The following is a 17,802-nucleotide window of genomic DNA, read 5'->3' as shown; positions in this document are numbered from 1 at the left end:
TACCTTTCCCGCGCATGCCCGCAGAAAAGATGTCCGGTTAAGCCCCGGAACAACCCTGCTATGGGATGCCCGGTACGCGGAATTGTTTCCCGGCATGGCATTTTTGCCAGTTAACGCACCCACACCACCATTAAATACAATGTGAGACGGAGTGAGCGTTTTCATTGTTTCCAACACTTCCGGCATGCTTTCCATTACAGTTGCATACTGCTTGTATTTACCATTTTCGTCTTTAGGTACATAGAAGTCAGCTTCACCTACGTAGTAAGCGCGGTCGTATTTAATCGGATTTCCGTCGGCGTCTTTCAGGCCATCTCTTGGGAGTACCATAATCGCACCGTGCATACCCATAGCAACGTGCCATGGAATCATGATGCCACCAGGTGCACAGTGATAAACAAAGGTACCGGCTTTTGTTGCTTTGAAACGGAACGTGACTTCCTGACCAGGAGATACCAGCGTCATTTCACCGCCGCCTAAGGCACCGGTCGCGGCATGTAAATCGATGTTGTGTGCCAAGGCATTGGTTGCCGGGTTGACCAGCGTTAGTTCGATGTAATCATGCTGGTGACAAACAATGAGCGGCCCTGGTACGCTACCGTTGAACGCACAGACCCAGGCTTTAGTACCGTTTTCAAGCTCAACCTGCTTTTCTTCGATGTGCATTTTCACTTCGATTACTTTTGGTTTGCCCACGGCTACCTGGTCATGTTTAGGTACCATTGGTGGTGCAACTAGTTCTTGTTTGACACGCTCAAGCTGGTCGGCAGTGTAGTTTGCCATACGGTCTGATGAGGCTTTATTGTTTCCGGTTGAAGCGACAGCATTTTGGGCCACTAAACCTGTCGCCAGCGTTGCACCGACCAATCCTACTCCTACAGATCCACCGAGAAAGTTGCGACGTTGTTCATTAATGGTTTCAGGGTTCGTTGAAGGTTGCTTGTCCATAGATAACTCCATTATTTGCACTTATTCACCGCTGAAGTGCACCGTAAGCACCGGGTCGGTGAGGGTTTGTGTGTTTCGTTATCAACAAGACTATTCCTTTGGTCTGCTTTGCAATTGACAATAGTCAAGTGAAAAAAAGCATTGCTCATGCCCGAGAGCTTAGGGACAAATCAAATCAGGTGTTTTATCGGTGCAAATTTGTTCAAGTCAGATCAAGTGAACAGCAGTGAACAATAGGCAACCTGTGGGCTGCACAAGTTGCTAAAAGCGAAAATAACAAAAACATTGAAAGCCAGCTAAACCTGCCGAATTGGACAATTCGTTCAGACTTTGATTAACCGACGAGTTTGTAGAAGTGTGAACTAAACAGTGCAAACAAGAGATTCGAATAGTCTATTCATCCGGTAGTGTGGCTCTGTTGCAGTTGCAGAAGTGGTGGGAACGAATGGCGAGCTTGATAACTCGCCAAACTAGCGGCTAGCCTTTATCAGCAAATCGAAGTTAAAGGTAACCGTGGTGGTCGCTGTTAAAGCGTTAGAATTTCTTCGGTGCAAAGCCAGTCATTACATCCAGGCGCAACGCCTGACCAATTTTAGTCATCGGGTGGACCACCACCAAGCCTTTAACTGATTTCTTCAGTTTACCTAAATCCGCCTGCTCAGCTTTAGTCAACTCTCGAGAGAACGGCATATCCTGAAGGGCTTTACGTTCTTTGTTTAAGTCGTACTGCTGTTTGTGCTTCAGTTGATTAACTTTCTTAGTCAGCTTGTCGATCTCATCGGTAAACTGGGACACCATCTCGCCATCACCACGAGATTTCGCAGCATCTAGCTTATGTCGACAGGTGTCCAGACGGTTATTCAGCTGCTGGATTTCTTTTTTTACACTCATGGTATGTGCTCTCAGATAGGAACTGGGCGCGGAGTATAGCATATACCCACATTAGTTTTTTAATAGAATGATTGAATACTGAAGCTAAAGTCTTTCCTTACTCAATCTATTTAATCAGCGTCGTAGCATAGTGATTCCAAGATCTATTGATATGATTGTTCTAATTAGCTCCCTGAGTATTAAACTCCAATTCGTTACTTCAACTAGAGCGAATGGATACATTTCCCAATCTCAAGTACAATAGCTCTCATTTAAAGCAAACTGTGTCGTTCTAAGTGTTTGTATAACTTATAGATATTTAGACGAATATAAAGGCAAGTATTTCAAATGGTTAACAATAGTATTCAATGGTTTCCTGGCCATATGCACAAGGCACGTAAAGAGATCGAAGAGGCGATTCCTCAGGTTGATGTGATCATTGAAGTGTTGGATGCACGGATTCCGTTCAGTAGTGAGAACCCAATGATTTCTCAACTTCGCGGTGAAAAGCCTGTGGTAAAAGTGCTTAATAAACGCGACCTCGCTGACCCTGAACTGACTCAGCTTTGGATTGACCATCTGGAAAAAGAAAATAATGTCAAAGCGATGGCCATTACTACCCAAAACAGTCAGGAAGTTCAAAAGATCCTTGAGCTGTGCCGTAAATTAGCGCCAAACCGCGAAGAAATCGGTAAAAACATTCGCACCATGATAATGGGGATTCCAAACGTAGGTAAATCCACCATCATCAATACCCTGGCAGGTCGTACTATTGCACAAACCGGTAACCAACCGGCTGTCACTCGGCGCCAGCAAAGAATTAATCTTCAAAACGGTATCGTGCTCTCCGATACTCCTGGCATACTGTGGCCAAAAGTTGAAAACCCGCATAGTGGCTTTCGCCTGGCGGCAACCGGCGCAGTGAAAGATACTGCAATGGAATATGACGAAGTCGCCTTTTATACCGTGGAATACCTGGCAGCCCAGTATCCGGAGAAACTGAAAGAACGCTATCAACTGGATGATTTGCCAGAGTCAGATGTCGAATTAATGGAAGCGATCGGCCGAAAACGTGGCGCGTTACGTGCAGGTGGCCGGGTCGACCTACATAAGGCATCTGAAATCCTGTTGCACGAGCTGAGAAGTGGCGTATTGGGTCAAATCACCTTGGAGCGGCCTGAAATGATCACCGAAGAGCTGGTTCAAGTTGAAATAAATGAAGCGCGCAAAGCTGAAGAAAAAGCCAAGCGCAAAGAAGAGCGCCGTAAGCGTTATCTGAAAAACAAACGCTAGTCTATTCAAACTGCTAGGGCTGTTGAAATAAGGGCGAATATCACCGCCCTTTTCTTTTCAATTAAGCTAACTGACTTAGTTTAACCAACACGGTTTCTAATTGATCCCATGGCAATAACTCACCATTGATGACTTCAATACGGCTTTCATACCCTTCTAGCGTCATCTCATTGACCGATACCACACCATTGGCGACATTAAACGCATAGCAGCCTTGATTGGTATTGATCACCGCTTTGACCCTTTCAGCTTGCAAAGCGCTGAACATGGAAAATATTTCATCAAAATCAAATTGATATTCTGGGCCAAATACCCAGCCACAGCTGAAATAACCTTGTCCCTGGTTTTCTTTCCGGGCAAAGCTATGACCAGGAGCCAGCGCGAATTCGGGTTCCAAATCAGCATGCTGTTGATGGTGCTCATCGATATGTGTTGCCGCTGTTCCCCTTACCCGTTCAATATCTAACACCTCAAGCGGGATCTTACCCTGTTTTACCAGCTTGCTGAAAATTTTGGAGGGAGTCTGATCGGTCACCCAATCGTTGAAGACATCAATATCGTCAACGTTACAAAGGTCTACTTTATTGCCAATCACCACATCTGCGCTGTCGAGTTGGTCGTTGAAATTCTGGTTGCTAGTGTATTTTTCGTCGTGCAAGTTTCTCGGGTCAACCAGTGCGATGGTCGCTTTTAAATCGACATAGTTTTGGTATTGCTCTGAAAGCAGCGTTGCAACCACCTGTTTGGGGTGGCCAAGGCCGGTCGGTTCTATTAACAAACGGTCCGGTTGTTGCCGTAACAGTGCATTGATACCGACTGACATCGGCACACCTGCAGTACAACACATACAGCCGCCGGGCACTTGTTTAATCAGCGCGCCCTGATCGGACATCATTGCGCCGTCTATACCGATTTCACCAAACTCATTGACCAGGACCGCCCAGTTTTGGTCTTCCGGCTTATTAGCCAGTAAATCCAAAATAGCGGTGGTTTTACCTACCCCCAGAAAACCAGTAATGATATTAGTCGGTACTTTTTGCGTCATAGTTTTAATACTCCATTTTTGTGTCAGTATATCGCGCTTTTATTTGTAGTGAAAAGTGGCTTTAGTAACCTGATAGTCAACGACTTGGTGAAACAAATGGCAGTATCGAAATGGCAGTTGGAGAAGTTCCAGAAAGACAAAAGGCGCACCGCGGTAGTGCGCCCTATCCCTCGTTACTCAATCGTGAGTTTGCGGATTGGGAGGTCTATTGATGCGACCCAATCAAATACGAGGATATAAGAAATGACGTATTTGAATCCATCCAAATTGTATGTAAGGCGAAATGTTGTCCTCCCTGCGAGTCGGTTCAGATGGCCTTACACCCTAACTATGGTTCAAATTCGCTAAAGTGCAAGCTTTTAAAAAGGTTATAGCAAAAAAGTACCATCAATGTTTTTGCTATCTCTCTGCGTGAGCCCCGATGACACAAGCCCGGCAGGGAGGATAAAATCAAACCAGTTGCAGATAAAGTTGCCTTAGTTCTGATTTAGCCTTCTTGAATTATGTAAAATAGCCAGAGTCCGGAGTTGGTGATTGCGCCCAGGTTAGGTCACTTGATATCATCGACCACCCAGAATAACTTCCTGTAACTGAACTTAGCTTCAGTACAATAAATAACAATACAATTCCAGAGGTAACGGATTGAACTGGCGCAGATTAACCCACTATCATAACGCTCCCCCGTCACAAGCAGCGTTGGCACTTGGTATCATCGGTCTGGGTCAGGCCTGGGCGTTATATGTGCCAGATATTGGGGTACCACTTCGCCCTTATTTGGCGTTTATAGGTGCCGTTCTGCTGTTGCCAGTACTGCTCAAATACCTCACCAGTTACTCTACTTTTGTTCACGACATTCGTGATCCACTACGCGGAAGCCTAATGGCTCCAATGAGTATGGCTCTGCTAATCCTTTGCGATTATCTGGCAGTCATATCACCCTATATCGCTTATCCCATCTGGTTTGCTTCATTGTGTTTGCACTTGACTATGATGGTGCTGTTTTTCTACTTCCAGATTACTAAGTTTAAGATGTCCAACATATACCCAAGTTGGTTTCTCTATCCTGTTGGACTAATTAGTAGTTCGCTGGCCGGGTCTCAGTTTGGTCTGCGCTTATTCTCCGAAACACTGGTACTCACCTGCATCACCATCTACTTCTTTATGTTACCTCTGGTGCTGTATCGGCTGGTGTTCGAAGGTATGTTACCGCGTAATGCCAGGCCAACTTTAGCGATCATGGCAGCGCCCATCAATCTGACTCTGGCCAGCTACCTGGTGAACTTTGAACATGCCGACCCAATTCTGACCGGAGCACTGGCAGGTATCGCCATTACCATGACGCTATTAATCTATCTTTGCTATTTCCGGTTACTTCGTCTTAAATTTCAACCTTCCATTGCCGCCGTCACCTTCCCTTCAGTGATCAGTGCGGTCGCGATGTTCCGCCTCACCCACTATTTTGAACACTATTTCCCTCAGTGGCATTGGCTGCATAATTTTGGCATGTTTGAACTATCGATCGCCACACTGCTGGTTTTATGGGTGTCTCTAGGATACGTGCGTATGTATTGGCCAGAATGGTTTAACCGTTCCGGCGATGGCTCTGTGAATCCATAGCAGTCAGGCACTAAATCAAAGACACATAAATAAACGGCTGATCAAAGTTCACACTCGATCAGCCGTTTTCATTTTGTCTGGGTTACCTTTCGGGCGCCTGCTTTGCCCTAGTAAACCAACTGGATATCACTACCCGTTCGGCTCGGCTCCACATCAATTCGCAACGACATCTGCTCTTTGAGTTCAGATACGTGGGAAATAATGCCGATAGTCCGACCGCCCTGCTGCAGCTCTATCAGCATGTTGATCGCCAGGTCGAGCGATTCCGGATCCAGGCTGCCAAATCCTTCGTCTATGAACAGTGTATCCAGACGAATTCCACCACTGTAAGACTGAACGACGTCCGACAGGCCCAATGCCAGTGACAGTGCTGCCATAAAAGATTCGCCGCCAGAAAGCGTGGCAACATCGCGCAGTTTGCCGCTATATCCGTCTTCTACTACCAGGTCCAAACCAGAGCCGGCATTCCCCTTGGCCCGCTCTTCCTTGCGTCGCAGCTCATAACGGCCTTTACTCATCATGCGCAGTCTCTGGGATGCCTGGATTAGTACGTCATCCAGTAACACTCCCAGCACAAAGCGATGCAAGCTGACTTTAGCGCCGGTTTTACCATTAGCAATGTCACTTAGCGTGCCAACAACCTGGTATTGCTGCTCCAGTTGCAGGTTTTGTTGGTACAGTTTTTCCAGACGCTGCTGGACTTGAATCAATGATGTCTGTTGTGATTTCAGTGCCGACAGATCCGCCTGCGATTGTTGATAGGCTTGCCAGGCGGCAGTACGACGTTGGCTAAATTGTTCAACATCCGGCTCACACTGTTCAGCCAACTCCTGATTAATTGCTTCAAGTGCACCGTCTAGCTTGGATGCCTGTTGCTCGTATTCGCGGATTTGTTCAGCTAACTGGCTCATTTGCTCTGTTGTCAGCCGCGCGGCATGATACTGATCCAGTCCAATAAAATCGCTTTCTGCCAAAGCCTGCTGCCAGAGAACCTGTTTGTCAGACAACTCAGTTCTGCTCTTATCCAACTGTTGATTAGCATTAACCACATTGGCTTCAGCAGTAGTATGCAGGGCAACCATCCGATCGTTGATCTGCTTTAGCTCTACATCTCGCTGCTGAATTGTCGCAATCTCACTGTTTACCGAACTGAGTTGTTGATCTACGGCATCTAGCGTCTGTAAATCTTCCGGCAACTGCCCAGCTAAAGAGGCTGCCAGGCTTTGCAGTTTGTTTTGCTCGAGCTCTGCCTGTTGCTGTCCTTTTTGCTGCTGTTCCAATGTAAGCGCAGCCTGCTGCGCCTGCTGGGTAGATTGCTCCACTTGCTGTTGAAGCTTTTGCAGATCCAGTTTTTCTAATAGCGATTGTTGCTGTTGCACCTGTTCAAGTTCGGCGCTCAGCACCGCAGTATCTGTACTGAGTTGATTGTCTTTAAGCTGTGCCTGCCACCCCTGTAATGCCTGCTCAACTCGGGCTAACTGTTCTTTGGCCAACTGCCACTCTTGCAACCTCTGTTCCTGAATCGCAACTAGGTTTTGCTGCCCATGCCGAGCAGCATCGACTTGTTGCTTGGTTACTTCGTCACCGTCAAACTGAGCTAGATGCGGATGGTCCAAACTGCCACAAACCGGACAAGCCTCTCCATCAGCCAACTGCTTTGCCAACTGAGCGGCTTGGGTTGTATGCCAACGAAATTCAAGTTGATCTGCACTTTGCTTCGCTCTCAGCGTGTCCTCACGGGCCCCCTCATATGCACTTTGGGCGGCATTGTGGTTTGCTTCAATTTGCGTTTTGGCGTGGGCAGTCTGAGCAATTTCCTGACAAACTTTAAGCTGATGCTGCAATTGCTCTCGCTTAGCTTTAACAGCAGGTAATTCTGCCAGTTGCTGCGCCGCGGAGTTAAGCTGCTGTTGCTGGTGCTGCAACTGCTGTTCAAGATGCAGCCTGAGGTGCGTTGTCTGCTCTAGTTGTTGCTTTGCACTGTTCAGTTGCTGGTTAGCTAATTTCAATTGCTGCTGATAAGCGGAAAGTTCAACCAACTGCTTTCTATAAGATTCCAGTTGATACACCTGCTTATTCAGATTTGGCAGTTGATTTCTACGAGCCTCAAATTGCTGGTTTTCTTGCTGAGCGTGCTGTAGTTGCCTTTTGGCCTGGCTCAAATGTTGATTTGTCGTTTCTACCTGCTGCTGCGAGTTAGTTTGGTGTTGCTGCGCCTGTTGCCATTGTGTGTACGGCAGCTCGAGTTTGTTGGCTTTTTCAGCCATCTGATAACGCTGTTTCGCCTGATCGATTTCAGGCTTTTGTGATTCTAGGTGCTGGATCTGTTTTTGTGTCTGACGGCGTTTTTCAAATTGCGCGGTTAACTGCTGGGCGGATTTTTCTTCTGCTTGAGCGTTATCCAAGTGCTGCTGTGATTGGGCCAGCAATTTTTGGGCTTGCTCAACCTTAGGTTCCAGCTCGCGAAGCTGATTCTGCAACTGTTCCTCGGAGTCAACATGAACCACGTCTAACGCGCCTTTGATTTGGTTATCAAACTCCTGTTTGGCATTTCTGATGCCAGCTGCTTTTTCAAACAGTGCCCGCTCTATTGCGTTGTAGATCTGAGTCTGAAACAGTTGGCCGAATATCTGTTCCCGATCCTTGGAGTTTGCCGTTAACAACTCGCGGAACCGTCCCTGTGGCAGAACCATCACCTGCCTGAACTGTTTAACATCCAGGCCAATCAGATCGGTAATAGCGTCTGCGACGGGTTTGGGCTTATTGGCCAGCAGTATTTCTTGCCCCGCACCACTCAGTTCGAGCAGCTGACAACTATGAGCTTTTTTGGTCAGCCCTTCACCGCGTAACTTAGGCAGGTACTGCTCCGGACTACGGATGATTCGATACACTCTGTCCGCCAGGCTAAACTCAAACTCAATAACTGTCGACAGTTCGACAGGCGCCAAATCACTTCGCATCTGATCGCCAGTGCGCTCACTGCCGGTAGTTTCGCCATACAAGCCAAAGCAGATCGCATCCAAGATAGTGCTTTTTCCCGAACCCGTCGGACCGTTAATCAGAAACAGCGGCGCGCTGCCTAATTTATCAAATTCGATCAACTGGCGATCAGCAAACGGACCAAACGCTTGGATAGTCAATTTGATTGGTTTCATTGGGCGGCTCCTTTACCAGTTTTCAGCTGCTTGAGGATATCCCCTATCACCTGCTCTTGTTCGGCAGTGATCGGTTCTTGTTTTGCTTCCAGGAAGAAATCTTTGAACATGTCCAGCTCACCCCTGGCGAGCCGCGCTTTTGCCATTGGCTGATCGAGATCTGCCAGCATGCCGGGTTTTTCCAGGTGCAACACGTTCGGGTAAACCTGCCTCAGCTTCTCCATCGGATCCAGGATCGCATGCTTATCCAGTAGCCTAACTAGTAAATAGTCATGGTTATCCTGATCCGTCGCGCCATCAGCAATGATCTGCGCTAATTCCCCTTCAATGATGCGCATTTGATGGGGGGCGGTCAGATCAATATGCTCGGTTGATACAAGCCCGTCGCGGTTTAATTCCACCAGCGTCGCACCTTTTTTCTGGTATTGCTCTGAGAAACTGTATTTCATCAGAGAGCCGCTGTAGCGGATGTAAGGCTGCCCTTTCGACTGCGGTTGATGTAGGTGGCCGAGTGCCACATAGTCAAAGTCGACAAAGTGTTTGTGGTCGACTCGGTCGGCACCACCTATAGAAAGAGGTCGCTCAGATTCGGATTCCATAGCGCCGTCGACAAAGCAGTGACTGAGCAATACCCGCCGCTGACCGGCGACAAATCGTGATTTTATCTGTTCAGTCAACCATTGATGCGCCTGGTCGTGGTCCTGAATTGGTTGCTCATAAGTGTGGCGGACTAACTCAGGATCATTATATGGCATGCCGTAAAATGCCACCTCTCCTGCCGCTTCAGAGTTGAGTACTACTGGCTCCAGCATTTGTTCAAAATTGCTGATGATGTGTAGGTCTGCCGCGCGCATTTGCTCCGCCGCAAACCCCAGACGCTGCGCGCCATCGTGGTTACCAGGGATAACGATCATCGGGGTGTTCAGCTCACCGCAGATACGGTTAACCACCTGATCCATCAATTCAATCGCAGCCGTAGGAGGCACTGAACGATCATAAATATCTCCGGCCACCAGCAGGGCGTCGACCGGGTTGACCGTGATGTATTCAATCAACTGCTCTAACACAGCACGTTGATCATCAAGAAGCGATACGCCATGAAACTGACGTCCGAGATGCCAATCTGAGGTGTGGAGAAATTTCATTATTATTTGGATTACGAATTCAGAATATTCACTTATCTTAACAAGCGAAGCTTAAGTTAGAAATGAAAAGGTAAGAAAGGAAAACAGCCGCGAAATGCGGCTGTTTTTGGTCAGACTCGTTTTAGTGCGCTTTACTCTGGCAGAACTTAATCGCTTCATCGAGAAGCTGTAGAGCTGTCTGCTCGCAATCGGGCAGTTTCGCATCACTTTTACCAAGTGGTGTAACCCGCTCACCCCAACGAATATGACCTGCACCCCAGGTAAGACCTGCGCCAAATGCCGCCATCAGAATTTCGTCATTCGGACGAATGTGGCCTTCTTCAATCGCTTCACACAACGCGATAGGAATGGTTGCGGCTGAAGTATTGCCATATTTGTGGATATTGATAAACGCTTTATCCTGATTGATACCGGCAACGTCGCACAATGTCTGGATGATGCGCATATTGGCCTGGTGCGGAATTACCACATCCACATCCTTAGTATCGAGCTGGCTGGCTTCCAGAACTTCTTTAGCCGCAGATCCCATACCGCGTACCGCGCGCTTAAAGATCTCTTTACCGACAAAATTAAAGCCCCACAGGCCATTGTCGTCAGCAAATCGGTCCATAGAGGTACCAAATTTAGGCACCGCCAGAATATCGCGACCTCCGGCATCACAGCCCAGTCTTGCTTGTTGCAGACCAACCGCTTTTTCAGTGCGGGAAACAACTACAGCGCCCGCCCCGTCACCAAACAGTACTGCGGTATCGCGTTTTGACCAGTCCAGATAGAAAGATAGACGTTCAACACCAATCAATATGGCGTTTTTGTAATTGCCAGACTGAATCAGGCGAGTGGCCATTTCAAGGCTATACAGAAAACCGGTACAGGCTGCGTTCAAATCAAACGCCGTCGCGGCTTTAATTCCCATATTTTGGGCAATTTTTGAAGCTACATTCGGTACCAGGGTATCTGGTGAGCAGGTGGCTACGATAATCAAATCGATATCATTAGCTTCCAGACCAGCTGCCGCAACGGCATGCTGGGCCGCCACTGTGGCCATGTCTGAAGTGTTTACATGGCTGATACGGCGCTGCTCGATCCCGGTACGAGTGCGAATCCACTCATCGTTAGTGTCAATAAAAGTACTTAAATCGTCATTGGATAATACGGCAGGTGGCAGGCATTTTCCCCAACCGGTAATTTCGGCATAATATTGTGTCATCATGGACCTTATGTCTGTCTTTTTTGTTTGCGCACAGTATACCGCTAAGACTGACGCTGTCACCAGAATGTCACCGAATAAGAGAGTAATATCATGGATACCTTTACTACCCGTTGCCCTTCCTGCTCAGGAATTAACCGTGTTCCGACCAGTCGGGCCGCTGAAAGCCCAAAATGTGGCAAATGTCAGGCGGCCCTGCTTGATGGCGCGCCCGTGGAAGGAACCGACAACAACTTCAATGCCATCCTCAATAGTGGACTTCCGGTTGTGGTGGATTTTTGGGCCCCCTGGTGTAATCCTTGTGTGGGCTTTGCGCCCGTTTTTCTCGATGTCGCGACTGAACGTGCCAACCAGGTAAGGTTCGTAAAAATTGATACTGAGGCACAACAAACGCTGGCAGCTCAATTTCAGATCCGCAGCATTCCCACTATTATGGTGTTCAAAAACGGCAAACGGGTAGACATGATCAACGGTGCGTTACCTAAAAGCCAGTTTGACCAGTGGCTTAACAGTGCCCTGACCAAATAATCTCCGATTGATTATTTCTCTGCCACTTTTCGTCTTTGATGGCGATTGGAAGCGCCTGGCGCCGGTTTCTCCGGTACCGGGCGTTTTTCATGTATCAAGTGACGTAATGCCAGTATCGGATGCGGCAGGAGCATTTTCGGTCCCGAATAGCGCATAACTTGTCGCATTTGCTCTTTTGGCTCTGGCTTATAACAGTGGATCGGACATTGGTTACAGGTCGGTTTTTTCTGTCCGTAGGGGCATCTGTCTAATCGCTGCTCGGCATAGCGTAACAATTCGTCACACTCACCACATACCCGCCATTTGCCCGTCGAATCGGCAGTATCATGATGTGCCTTGCAATATATCTGCATCATACCGACTACGGTTTTGAACTCCGTCAGCAGCGCCCCCGTCAGAATCGTGCTTTGATTGTTCGCCATACTTTTACTCACACATGTTGTCAGCGTGGTTTGTCTCACCGAGCTGGTTCTTTTGCACTATGGTAGCAGTCGTCAAACTACAAAACTTGATCTGAGTATATTCTGCTAACCGTTTGTTCTCTATATATACATACCAGTTGAACCAGTGATGTTTCGTTTTTTTAGTCACCCGATTGAAACCTAAAGACTAAACTTAACGTACCAAACCGTATAGCGATACTGTTTCGGGGAGAACCAGATGACAACACTTATTCGTAGCCTGATAGCTTTGCTGATGCTTAGCTACTCCGTTAGTACGTCTGCTTATCCCCAGTACGCCGATGATTGGTCTCATCGCAGCGTGATGTATTTCGCCCCCACCAAGGACCAACATGTACAGCAGTTTATTAAAGAGAGCCTGATCAACCAATGCGAGTTGGACGATCGTGATGTCGTCACCGTCGTTGTCACTCAGGACGGCTTCACCTTTCCATCCTGGGTAAAAGCCTACTTTGATATCGAGTGGCTGTTTGACGTTTATCGGGTAAACAGTGAAGAACACGTCGCGATTCTGATTGGTAAAGATGGCACCGAGAAAAAGCGCTGGAACTTAAAAACAGACTGGCAAGAACTCTCTACTTTAATAGACGCTATGCCACTGCGGAAACGGGAAACTAAAGGACGCGTGAGCCCGTGTAAGGCTTAATTTTCTCATATACCGTATTGTTAATGACCAGATAACTATCTCGGCAAAATTGCGCATGACCCACCAAATCAAGTATCCAGCAATCATGTAACAAGTGTTACAGGTGTAACGCACCAAACTAAAGTCATTCTCATTACGCTGGCCCTAGCCCTTACATAACATGCTGTTTTCAATGCAGTTCAACACTTATAACCATATCATCTAAAGAGTCACTATTACTATGTAAACCAGTTATTGTAACACCTAGCGCTAGCCTTAACTATTTAAGTATATATATCAACAACATAACCTTCGGTTCAATTATTGCTTATTAGAAGCGACGACGACTTAATTGACAGGTCTGTCCCAAGTCTTTCCACAGACATTGGTCATTTTTGTACACCTTTTTACCTGTCATTAAGCCATGGAACGTTACGAATGAATGTTGAATCGTAATGTAATTTTGGAGGTTACATGATGGAACTAACTAAATTTAGGGCCTTTATCCTCACGGCAGTAGCCGCAACGATAGGATTATGGGCCAGCCCAGCATTATCTGATCCGTTTCAATTAGACGGTAATGCTATTGAAGCAGATGCGCCGCCGCCAGATGATTGGGAAACCCTTTACAATGGCGGGGGAAGCGCACTGAAATTCACCGGTATTGTGCCGGATGAACCTGATGCATCGGGTACTGATCACAGTGTATTTACCGGTGGGCGCAAAGATATCCAGGATCTCGACAAATGGGGATGGAAAGATGGTAGCTCACCAGACAAGGATGAGATTACCAACGCCTATGCAGCCGCTTATAAAGATGCGGTAACGACTAACGGTGACCTGATTATTTATTTTGGCGCAGACCGTATATCTAACAAAGGGGATGCGTTTTTAGGTTTCTGGTTCTTTAAGAATCCCGTAACAGCGGAAGGTGATGGTAGTTTCAATGGCCTGCATACTCCGGGTGATGTTTTAGTACTGACAAACTTCCCGCAAGGGACTAATGCCAGCCCTGAAATATCCGTCGTATTATGGGACCCTACTTGTGGCAAAGCTGCCAACAATAACCCTTCTGTTGGGCAATGTGCAGCTGAAAACCTACGGCTGAAACAGAAAACCAACGCTACTTGTGGCCCCGCAGGGGTTGGTACTGAAGCCTGTGCAATTACCAATGATGAAAATGGTCCGAATGATCCCACTCCTTCACCCTGGCCATTCCAGTCTAAAAACAGCAACAATGCCGACGAATTCCCTTATGAATCGCTGTTTGAAGGCGGCATTAATATTAGCCAGTTAATTGGTGGTTCAGGTTGTTTCAGTAGCTTTATGGCAGAAAGCCGGTCATCCAGTTCGTTTACTGCGACTCTGAAAGACTTCGTGCTGAGAGACTTCAACCTGTGTAGTTTCGAAGTGGCTAAAGAGTGTAGTGTTGTGGATCTAAACCCTGACAACACATTCAAAGTTGACTACGAAATTACTGTAACCAATACAGGGGTAGGTGCCTTTACTGCAGATCAAACTCTGACCATCGTCGATAACCCTAACGACCAAGGTGACGTCACTGATGTATTCAGTATCGTGGGTACTTTGGGGACACTCGCCGGGGATGCGTCGGATCTGGATGCAGAAGAAGACTTAGTCCTCACAGGTTCTTATGATTCGGATGTGAATGGTGGTAGTAACACCATCACAGACGCAACTATCGAACTGGATGGAGGCGAATTACTGCATGCGACTAACGCGCCTGTAGTCGTAGATTGTGATTCACTCGAACTGTCACCTTTATTGTCTATCAATAAAGACTGTGACTTGTTGCTCGAAGCAAAAGACGACCTCGTAGCACTGAAAAAAACCTACAGTGTTAAAGTATGTAACGATGGTGATATTCCGCTTGATGTGAAATTGTCAGACAACAAAGATCCTGCCATTCCTTCAAGTAGCCCTTACGAGTTCAGTCTGGACTACGCACAGCGGTGTGATATCAATGACGCCAATGCGTGTGGCGCAGATGCAACCTGTACTCAGTACACCGAAATTTCTACCGGTGTGTTCCTGTTTGCCTGCCAAGACGATACATCGGGTGAATGGGTCGAAGCTGTCCCTGGTGGTGACGGAATCTGTTACACCTATGAAGGTGAATACAATCCAAGTGAAGTCCCAATGGATGATGTACTGAGCCTGACCAATACCGCTAATGCGAAAGCCACTTCGCCAATCGTCCCTGGAGGTGACTTAGGTGACTTGACCACCATCGGTGAATCCGATACTGCGAAATGTCAACTGTGTCCATGTACAGGAGAAAATTGCGAAGAATAATTCTTTAGATCAATCAAAAGGGGCCTACAGGCCCCTTTTTTTTCAGATGAATAGTAACAGTGTAATTAACGGTTTTTACCTTTGCCACCACCGTTACCGCCACCACCGGTGCTGTTTCCTTGCAGGGTAATAGACACCGTGGCTGTCGCCTTATTGGTACCATCTGTAATGGTATAGGTAAAACTATCGCTACTCTTGAACGATTTCGCCGGGCTGTAAGTAACCGTTCCACCGGCATTAATGGTAACGGAACCTTTAGATCCCTGTGACACACTCACTATTTGTAAGCTCGCACCTTCCGGATCAGAATCGTTGCTCAGTACATTAATCGTTACTGGGTCTTTGCTGCTAATGCTAACTGCATCGTTAACTGCGGTAGGTGCTTTATCACCACCACCAACACTGTCAGAGCTAACTGCTACCTGATTGGATACAGAAACCTGATCGCTGCCGTTAGTTCTTTGTGCGTTAGCAGTCACTGTGTAGTTGCCATCCGTTTGTGAAGAAGCAACCGTTGTATAAAGTTCCAGTGATTGAGTTTGACCAGGTGCCAGCGTAAGTTGGGTATCACTCATTGCCACCGTCCAACCACTAGGGACGCTACCTGCCAGATTGAATGTATCCGAACTACAATCCACGCTGTCATTGTTGGTAATCTGATACTGAAGTGTCACTTCTTCTCCTGCAATCGCAGAAGCATTACCGCTCATCGCTGCTAGTTTAGGGGCAGACGTTGTACAACGACCGGTGTTTCCGTTGTTAAAGGCAGCTGCTACAGTGACACCTGAGTCATCTGAATCGGTGACAGTAATAGTAACGCCGTACTGCTCATCAATGTAACTTTGCCCCGGGTAAATGGTGATGTCCAGCCAGTCTAGATTGCTACTTTCTGGTGTAGGGTCAAGTAAGTAACTTGAACTACGGATATTATCTTTGCCTTCTCTTAATCGAACGCCACTAAGTTCATGGGCTTGGTTGATAGACAGAGCAGAGTCAAATCCCAACGCTTTGCGGTATTCAATGTAATACCATTCTGACTGACCATTTTCGTCAGTATTTTTCAGTATTTTGAGAACCTTAGGGCTGTCTGATTTCACTTCAAGTGGCGCAATTCGGGCACTTCCATCTGAGGTCAAGGTAGCGATCTGCCCATCCAGCCAACCCAACTGCTCTTTGTGGAAGCCATTAAAATGGTATGGATGAGTGGAGTTACTCATGCCTGAGTAGGTGTCACCGTACTCTATAGTTGTACAGTTGCTACTATTGGTAGTAGCAGTGCCACACTCTTTTTTGTTTGCATGGTACAGGCCTAAATTGTGTCCCATTTCGTGCTTAACGGTACTAACTTCAAAACGCTTAATCCACATTCTTGGACCACCCACATTTGCTTTGCCGTTCCAGCGGCACGCCGAGTAGTAAGGAATCAGATACGCAACATGGTCATAGTTATCCGGTTCGTATCCCTGACGGCGTAGTGCCTGGTCAACTTTATCGGTTAGGTCATAGGTATCGCATGAGTCGGTGTTGTAATCGACAACCACTGGCTGGGCAACGTCACCCGTGATACTTACTTTTCCGTAAGAAGCTTCTTGATAATACTGATTGGTCTGGTTAAACAGGATATCCTGGATTCGCTCTTCAGTGTTGGCAACAACATCATATAAGGGACCATGCACTTCAACCGCAAGAACACTACGTTGACCGGAAACCGCATTTGCTGATGTTGAGGTGGTGCCAGAGGTACTGGTTGTACTTGTTGTAGATTCGAGTAAATCTATCTCACCTTCACTGCTAACGAACTTACCATTTTTGTGCTGACCACGTACGCGCACTTTCTGGCCATTAGCCAACCAGGCAGGCTGCTTATCTAATGCAATTTCAGTACGTTTGCCTTTATTGTCTTTAACGGTATATTTCATTTTTACGTGATCGCTAAAATCTGCGACATCTATAGAAATAGTACCCTGAATTGAGGCTGGCTCTTCATTGGCAAGAGAAAATGGAGACAATAGAATTCCTGTGGACGCAATAAGGCCCAACGCAAAATGGTTCATAAAAACCCCGTTGTGTTACTTTAATTTGTAGTAAGAAATGAGAAAAACAATCCGGCTAATCTACAGATTTGTGCATATTGTGAAATGTCCACTGCGCACTATAGTTATGTGGATTTACCTAGCCTAAATATAAATATTATATCTACTCAAAAGCTGAGTTTATTAATCTCCTTGCGTATTAATCAAAGCGGCCGTTTGAAGTGTCATGAAACATTTTCATTGCTCTGACATTCAACGAGGTTAAGCTGTGGTAGCACTAAACATTAACCTTTAAATGCATAAGGGATAGTGAACTGCCCTCACTATCCCTTTGGCTTATCGCTGCTTATGCTTTGCGGAAAAGATATTAACAGAATAAATGTATGTTTTTCAAACAGCCAAATAACCGCTCGGTTAGGAGACTGTCAAATTATCTTGTAATCAATATATTAGGTGAAGTATATGGCGATAAATTACGGGTCTCAATTATAACTCTCACTTAATGTAAATATTATTTATGACCAATTACACTTGTCATCCATTGCTTTTGTATCATACT

At 46.7% G+C, this 17,802-nt stretch carries 13 protein-coding genes; 5 read left to right on the top strand and 8 right to left on the bottom strand.

The window, feature by feature from the left end:
- A partial coding sequence (nirK, locus tag ACQY6F_RS15215; RefSeq protein ID WP_428775575.1) for a copper-containing nitrite reductase occupies positions 1 to 948 on the bottom strand: 948 nt, incomplete at its 3' end.
- Positions 949 to 1,482: 534 nt separating this feature from the next.
- Positions 1,483 to 1,839, bottom strand: a complete 357-nt coding sequence (locus tag ACQY6F_RS15210) for a YibL family ribosome-associated protein (protein ID WP_428775574.1) — start codon at positions 1,837 to 1,839, stop codon at positions 1,483 to 1,485.
- A 327-nt stretch (positions 1,840 to 2,166) separates the two neighbouring features.
- On the opposite strand from ACQY6F_RS15210, the gene ylqF reads away from it, so the two are divergent.
- Positions 2,167 to 3,111: a ribosome biogenesis GTPase YlqF gene (ylqF, locus tag ACQY6F_RS15205; RefSeq protein ID WP_428775572.1), complete on the top strand. Its 945-nt coding sequence runs from the start codon at positions 2,167 to 2,169 to the stop codon at positions 3,109 to 3,111.
- A gap of 61 nt (positions 3,112 to 3,172) precedes the next feature.
- Here the strand turns inward: ylqF and ACQY6F_RS15200 are convergent, their stop codons facing one another.
- Positions 3,173 to 4,156 carry a CobW family GTP-binding protein gene (locus tag ACQY6F_RS15200; RefSeq protein WP_428775570.1) on the bottom strand — a complete coding sequence of 328 codons (984 nt, stop codon included), beginning with the start codon at positions 4,154 to 4,156 and terminating at the stop codon, positions 3,173 to 3,175.
- Positions 4,157 to 4,798: 642 nt separating this feature from the next.
- Here ACQY6F_RS15200 and ACQY6F_RS15195 point away from each other — a divergent pair.
- Positions 4,799 to 5,773 carry a TDT family transporter gene (locus ACQY6F_RS15195; protein WP_428775569.1) on the top strand — a complete coding sequence of 325 codons (975 nt, stop codon included), beginning with the start codon at positions 4,799 to 4,801 and terminating at the stop codon, positions 5,771 to 5,773.
- A 107-nt stretch (positions 5,774 to 5,880) separates the two neighbouring features.
- Here ACQY6F_RS15195 and ACQY6F_RS15190 read toward each other — a convergent pair whose 3' ends face one another.
- The 3 genes from ACQY6F_RS15190 to ACQY6F_RS15180 form a co-directional block, all read right to left on the bottom strand.
- The gene (locus ACQY6F_RS15190; protein ID WP_428775567.1) at positions 5,881 to 8,928 is read right to left on the bottom strand and encodes an AAA family ATPase; all 3,048 of its coding nucleotides are present in this window, start codon (positions 8,926 to 8,928) and stop codon (positions 5,881 to 5,883) included.
- Positions 8,925 to 10,073, bottom strand: coding sequence for an exonuclease SbcCD subunit D (locus ACQY6F_RS15185; RefSeq protein ID WP_428775565.1), 1,149 nt, complete (start codon positions 10,071 to 10,073; stop codon positions 8,925 to 8,927). The genes ACQY6F_RS15190 and ACQY6F_RS15185 overlap by 4 nt, the downstream gene beginning before the upstream one ends.
- 121 nt (positions 10,074 to 10,194) lie before the next feature.
- Positions 10,195 to 11,280, bottom strand: coding sequence for a ketoacyl-ACP synthase III (locus ACQY6F_RS15180; protein ID WP_428775577.1), 1,086 nt, complete (start codon positions 11,278 to 11,280; stop codon positions 10,195 to 10,197).
- Between the two features lie 93 nt (positions 11,281 to 11,373).
- Here ACQY6F_RS15180 and trxC point away from each other — a divergent pair, with 93 nt between their 5' ends.
- Positions 11,374 to 11,808 (top strand): thioredoxin TrxC, encoded by a 435-nt coding sequence (gene trxC / locus ACQY6F_RS15175; protein ID WP_428775563.1) that lies wholly within the window; start codon positions 11,374 to 11,376, stop codon positions 11,806 to 11,808.
- An 11-nt stretch (positions 11,809 to 11,819) separates the two neighbouring features.
- On the opposite strand, the gene ACQY6F_RS15170 is transcribed toward trxC, so the two are convergent.
- A complete protein-coding gene (locus tag ACQY6F_RS15170; RefSeq protein WP_428775562.1) occupies positions 11,820 to 12,230 on the bottom strand; it encodes a nitrous oxide-stimulated promoter family protein in 411 nt (136 codons plus the stop codon).
- A gap of 238 nt (positions 12,231 to 12,468) precedes the next feature.
- On the opposite strand from ACQY6F_RS15170, the gene ACQY6F_RS15165 reads away from it, so the two are divergent.
- Both ACQY6F_RS15165 and ACQY6F_RS15160 read left to right on the top strand, forming a co-directional pair.
- Positions 12,469 to 12,915, top strand: a complete 447-nt coding sequence (locus tag ACQY6F_RS15165; RefSeq protein ID WP_428775561.1) for a DUF4174 domain-containing protein — start codon at positions 12,469 to 12,471, stop codon at positions 12,913 to 12,915.
- A gap of 453 nt (positions 12,916 to 13,368) precedes the next feature.
- On the top strand, positions 13,369 to 15,210 hold the full coding sequence (locus tag ACQY6F_RS15160; RefSeq protein ID WP_428775559.1) for a hypothetical protein: 1,842 nt from the start codon (positions 13,369 to 13,371) through the stop codon (positions 15,208 to 15,210).
- Between the two features lie 65 nt (positions 15,211 to 15,275).
- Here the strand turns inward: ACQY6F_RS15160 and ACQY6F_RS15155 are convergent, their stop codons facing one another.
- Positions 15,276 to 17,219: an Ig-like domain-containing protein gene (locus tag ACQY6F_RS15155; RefSeq protein WP_428775557.1), complete on the bottom strand. Its 1,944-nt coding sequence runs from the start codon at positions 17,217 to 17,219 to the stop codon at positions 15,276 to 15,278.
- Between the last annotated feature and the right edge of the window lie 583 nt (positions 17,220 to 17,802).

Origin of the sequence: Vibrio sp., assembly GCF_050299255.1 — a bacterium.
Taxonomy (GTDB): Bacteria; Pseudomonadota; Gammaproteobacteria; order Enterobacterales; family Vibrionaceae; genus Vibrio.
This window is presented reverse-complemented; position numbering and strand designations above follow the sequence as displayed.

Excerpts from the sequence above, each read along its gene's own strand:
- ACQY6F_RS15165 (WP_428775561.1), top strand. The coding sequence starts at position 12,469 with ATGACAACACTTATTCGTAGCCTGATAGCTTTGCTGATGCTTAGCTAC.
- ACQY6F_RS15160 (WP_428775559.1), top strand. The coding sequence starts at position 13,369 with ATGATGGAACTAACTAAATTTAGGGCCTTTATCCTCACGGCAGTAGCC.
- ylqF (WP_428775572.1), top strand. The coding sequence starts at position 2,167 with ATGGTTAACAATAGTATTCAATGGTTTCCTGGCCATATGCACAAGGCA.
- ACQY6F_RS15200 (WP_428775570.1), bottom strand. The coding sequence starts at position 4,156 with ATGACGCAAAAAGTACCGACTAATATCATTACTGGTTTTCTGGGGGTA.
- trxC (WP_428775563.1), top strand. The coding sequence starts at position 11,374 with ATGGATACCTTTACTACCCGTTGCCCTTCCTGCTCAGGAATTAACCGT.
- ACQY6F_RS15190 (WP_428775567.1), bottom strand. The coding sequence starts at position 8,928 with ATGAAACCAATCAAATTGACTATCCAAGCGTTTGGTCCGTTTGCTGAT.
- ACQY6F_RS15180 (WP_428775577.1), bottom strand. The coding sequence starts at position 11,280 with ATGACACAATATTATGCCGAAATTACCGGTTGGGGAAAATGCCTGCCA.
- ACQY6F_RS15210 (WP_428775574.1), bottom strand. The coding sequence starts at position 1,839 with ATGAGTGTAAAAAAAGAAATCCAGCAGCTGAATAACCGTCTGGACACC.
- ACQY6F_RS15170 (WP_428775562.1), bottom strand. The coding sequence starts at position 12,230 with ATGGCGAACAATCAAAGCACGATTCTGACGGGGGCGCTGCTGACGGAG.
- ACQY6F_RS15185 (WP_428775565.1), bottom strand. The coding sequence starts at position 10,073 with ATGAAATTTCTCCACACCTCAGATTGGCATCTCGGACGTCAGTTTCAT.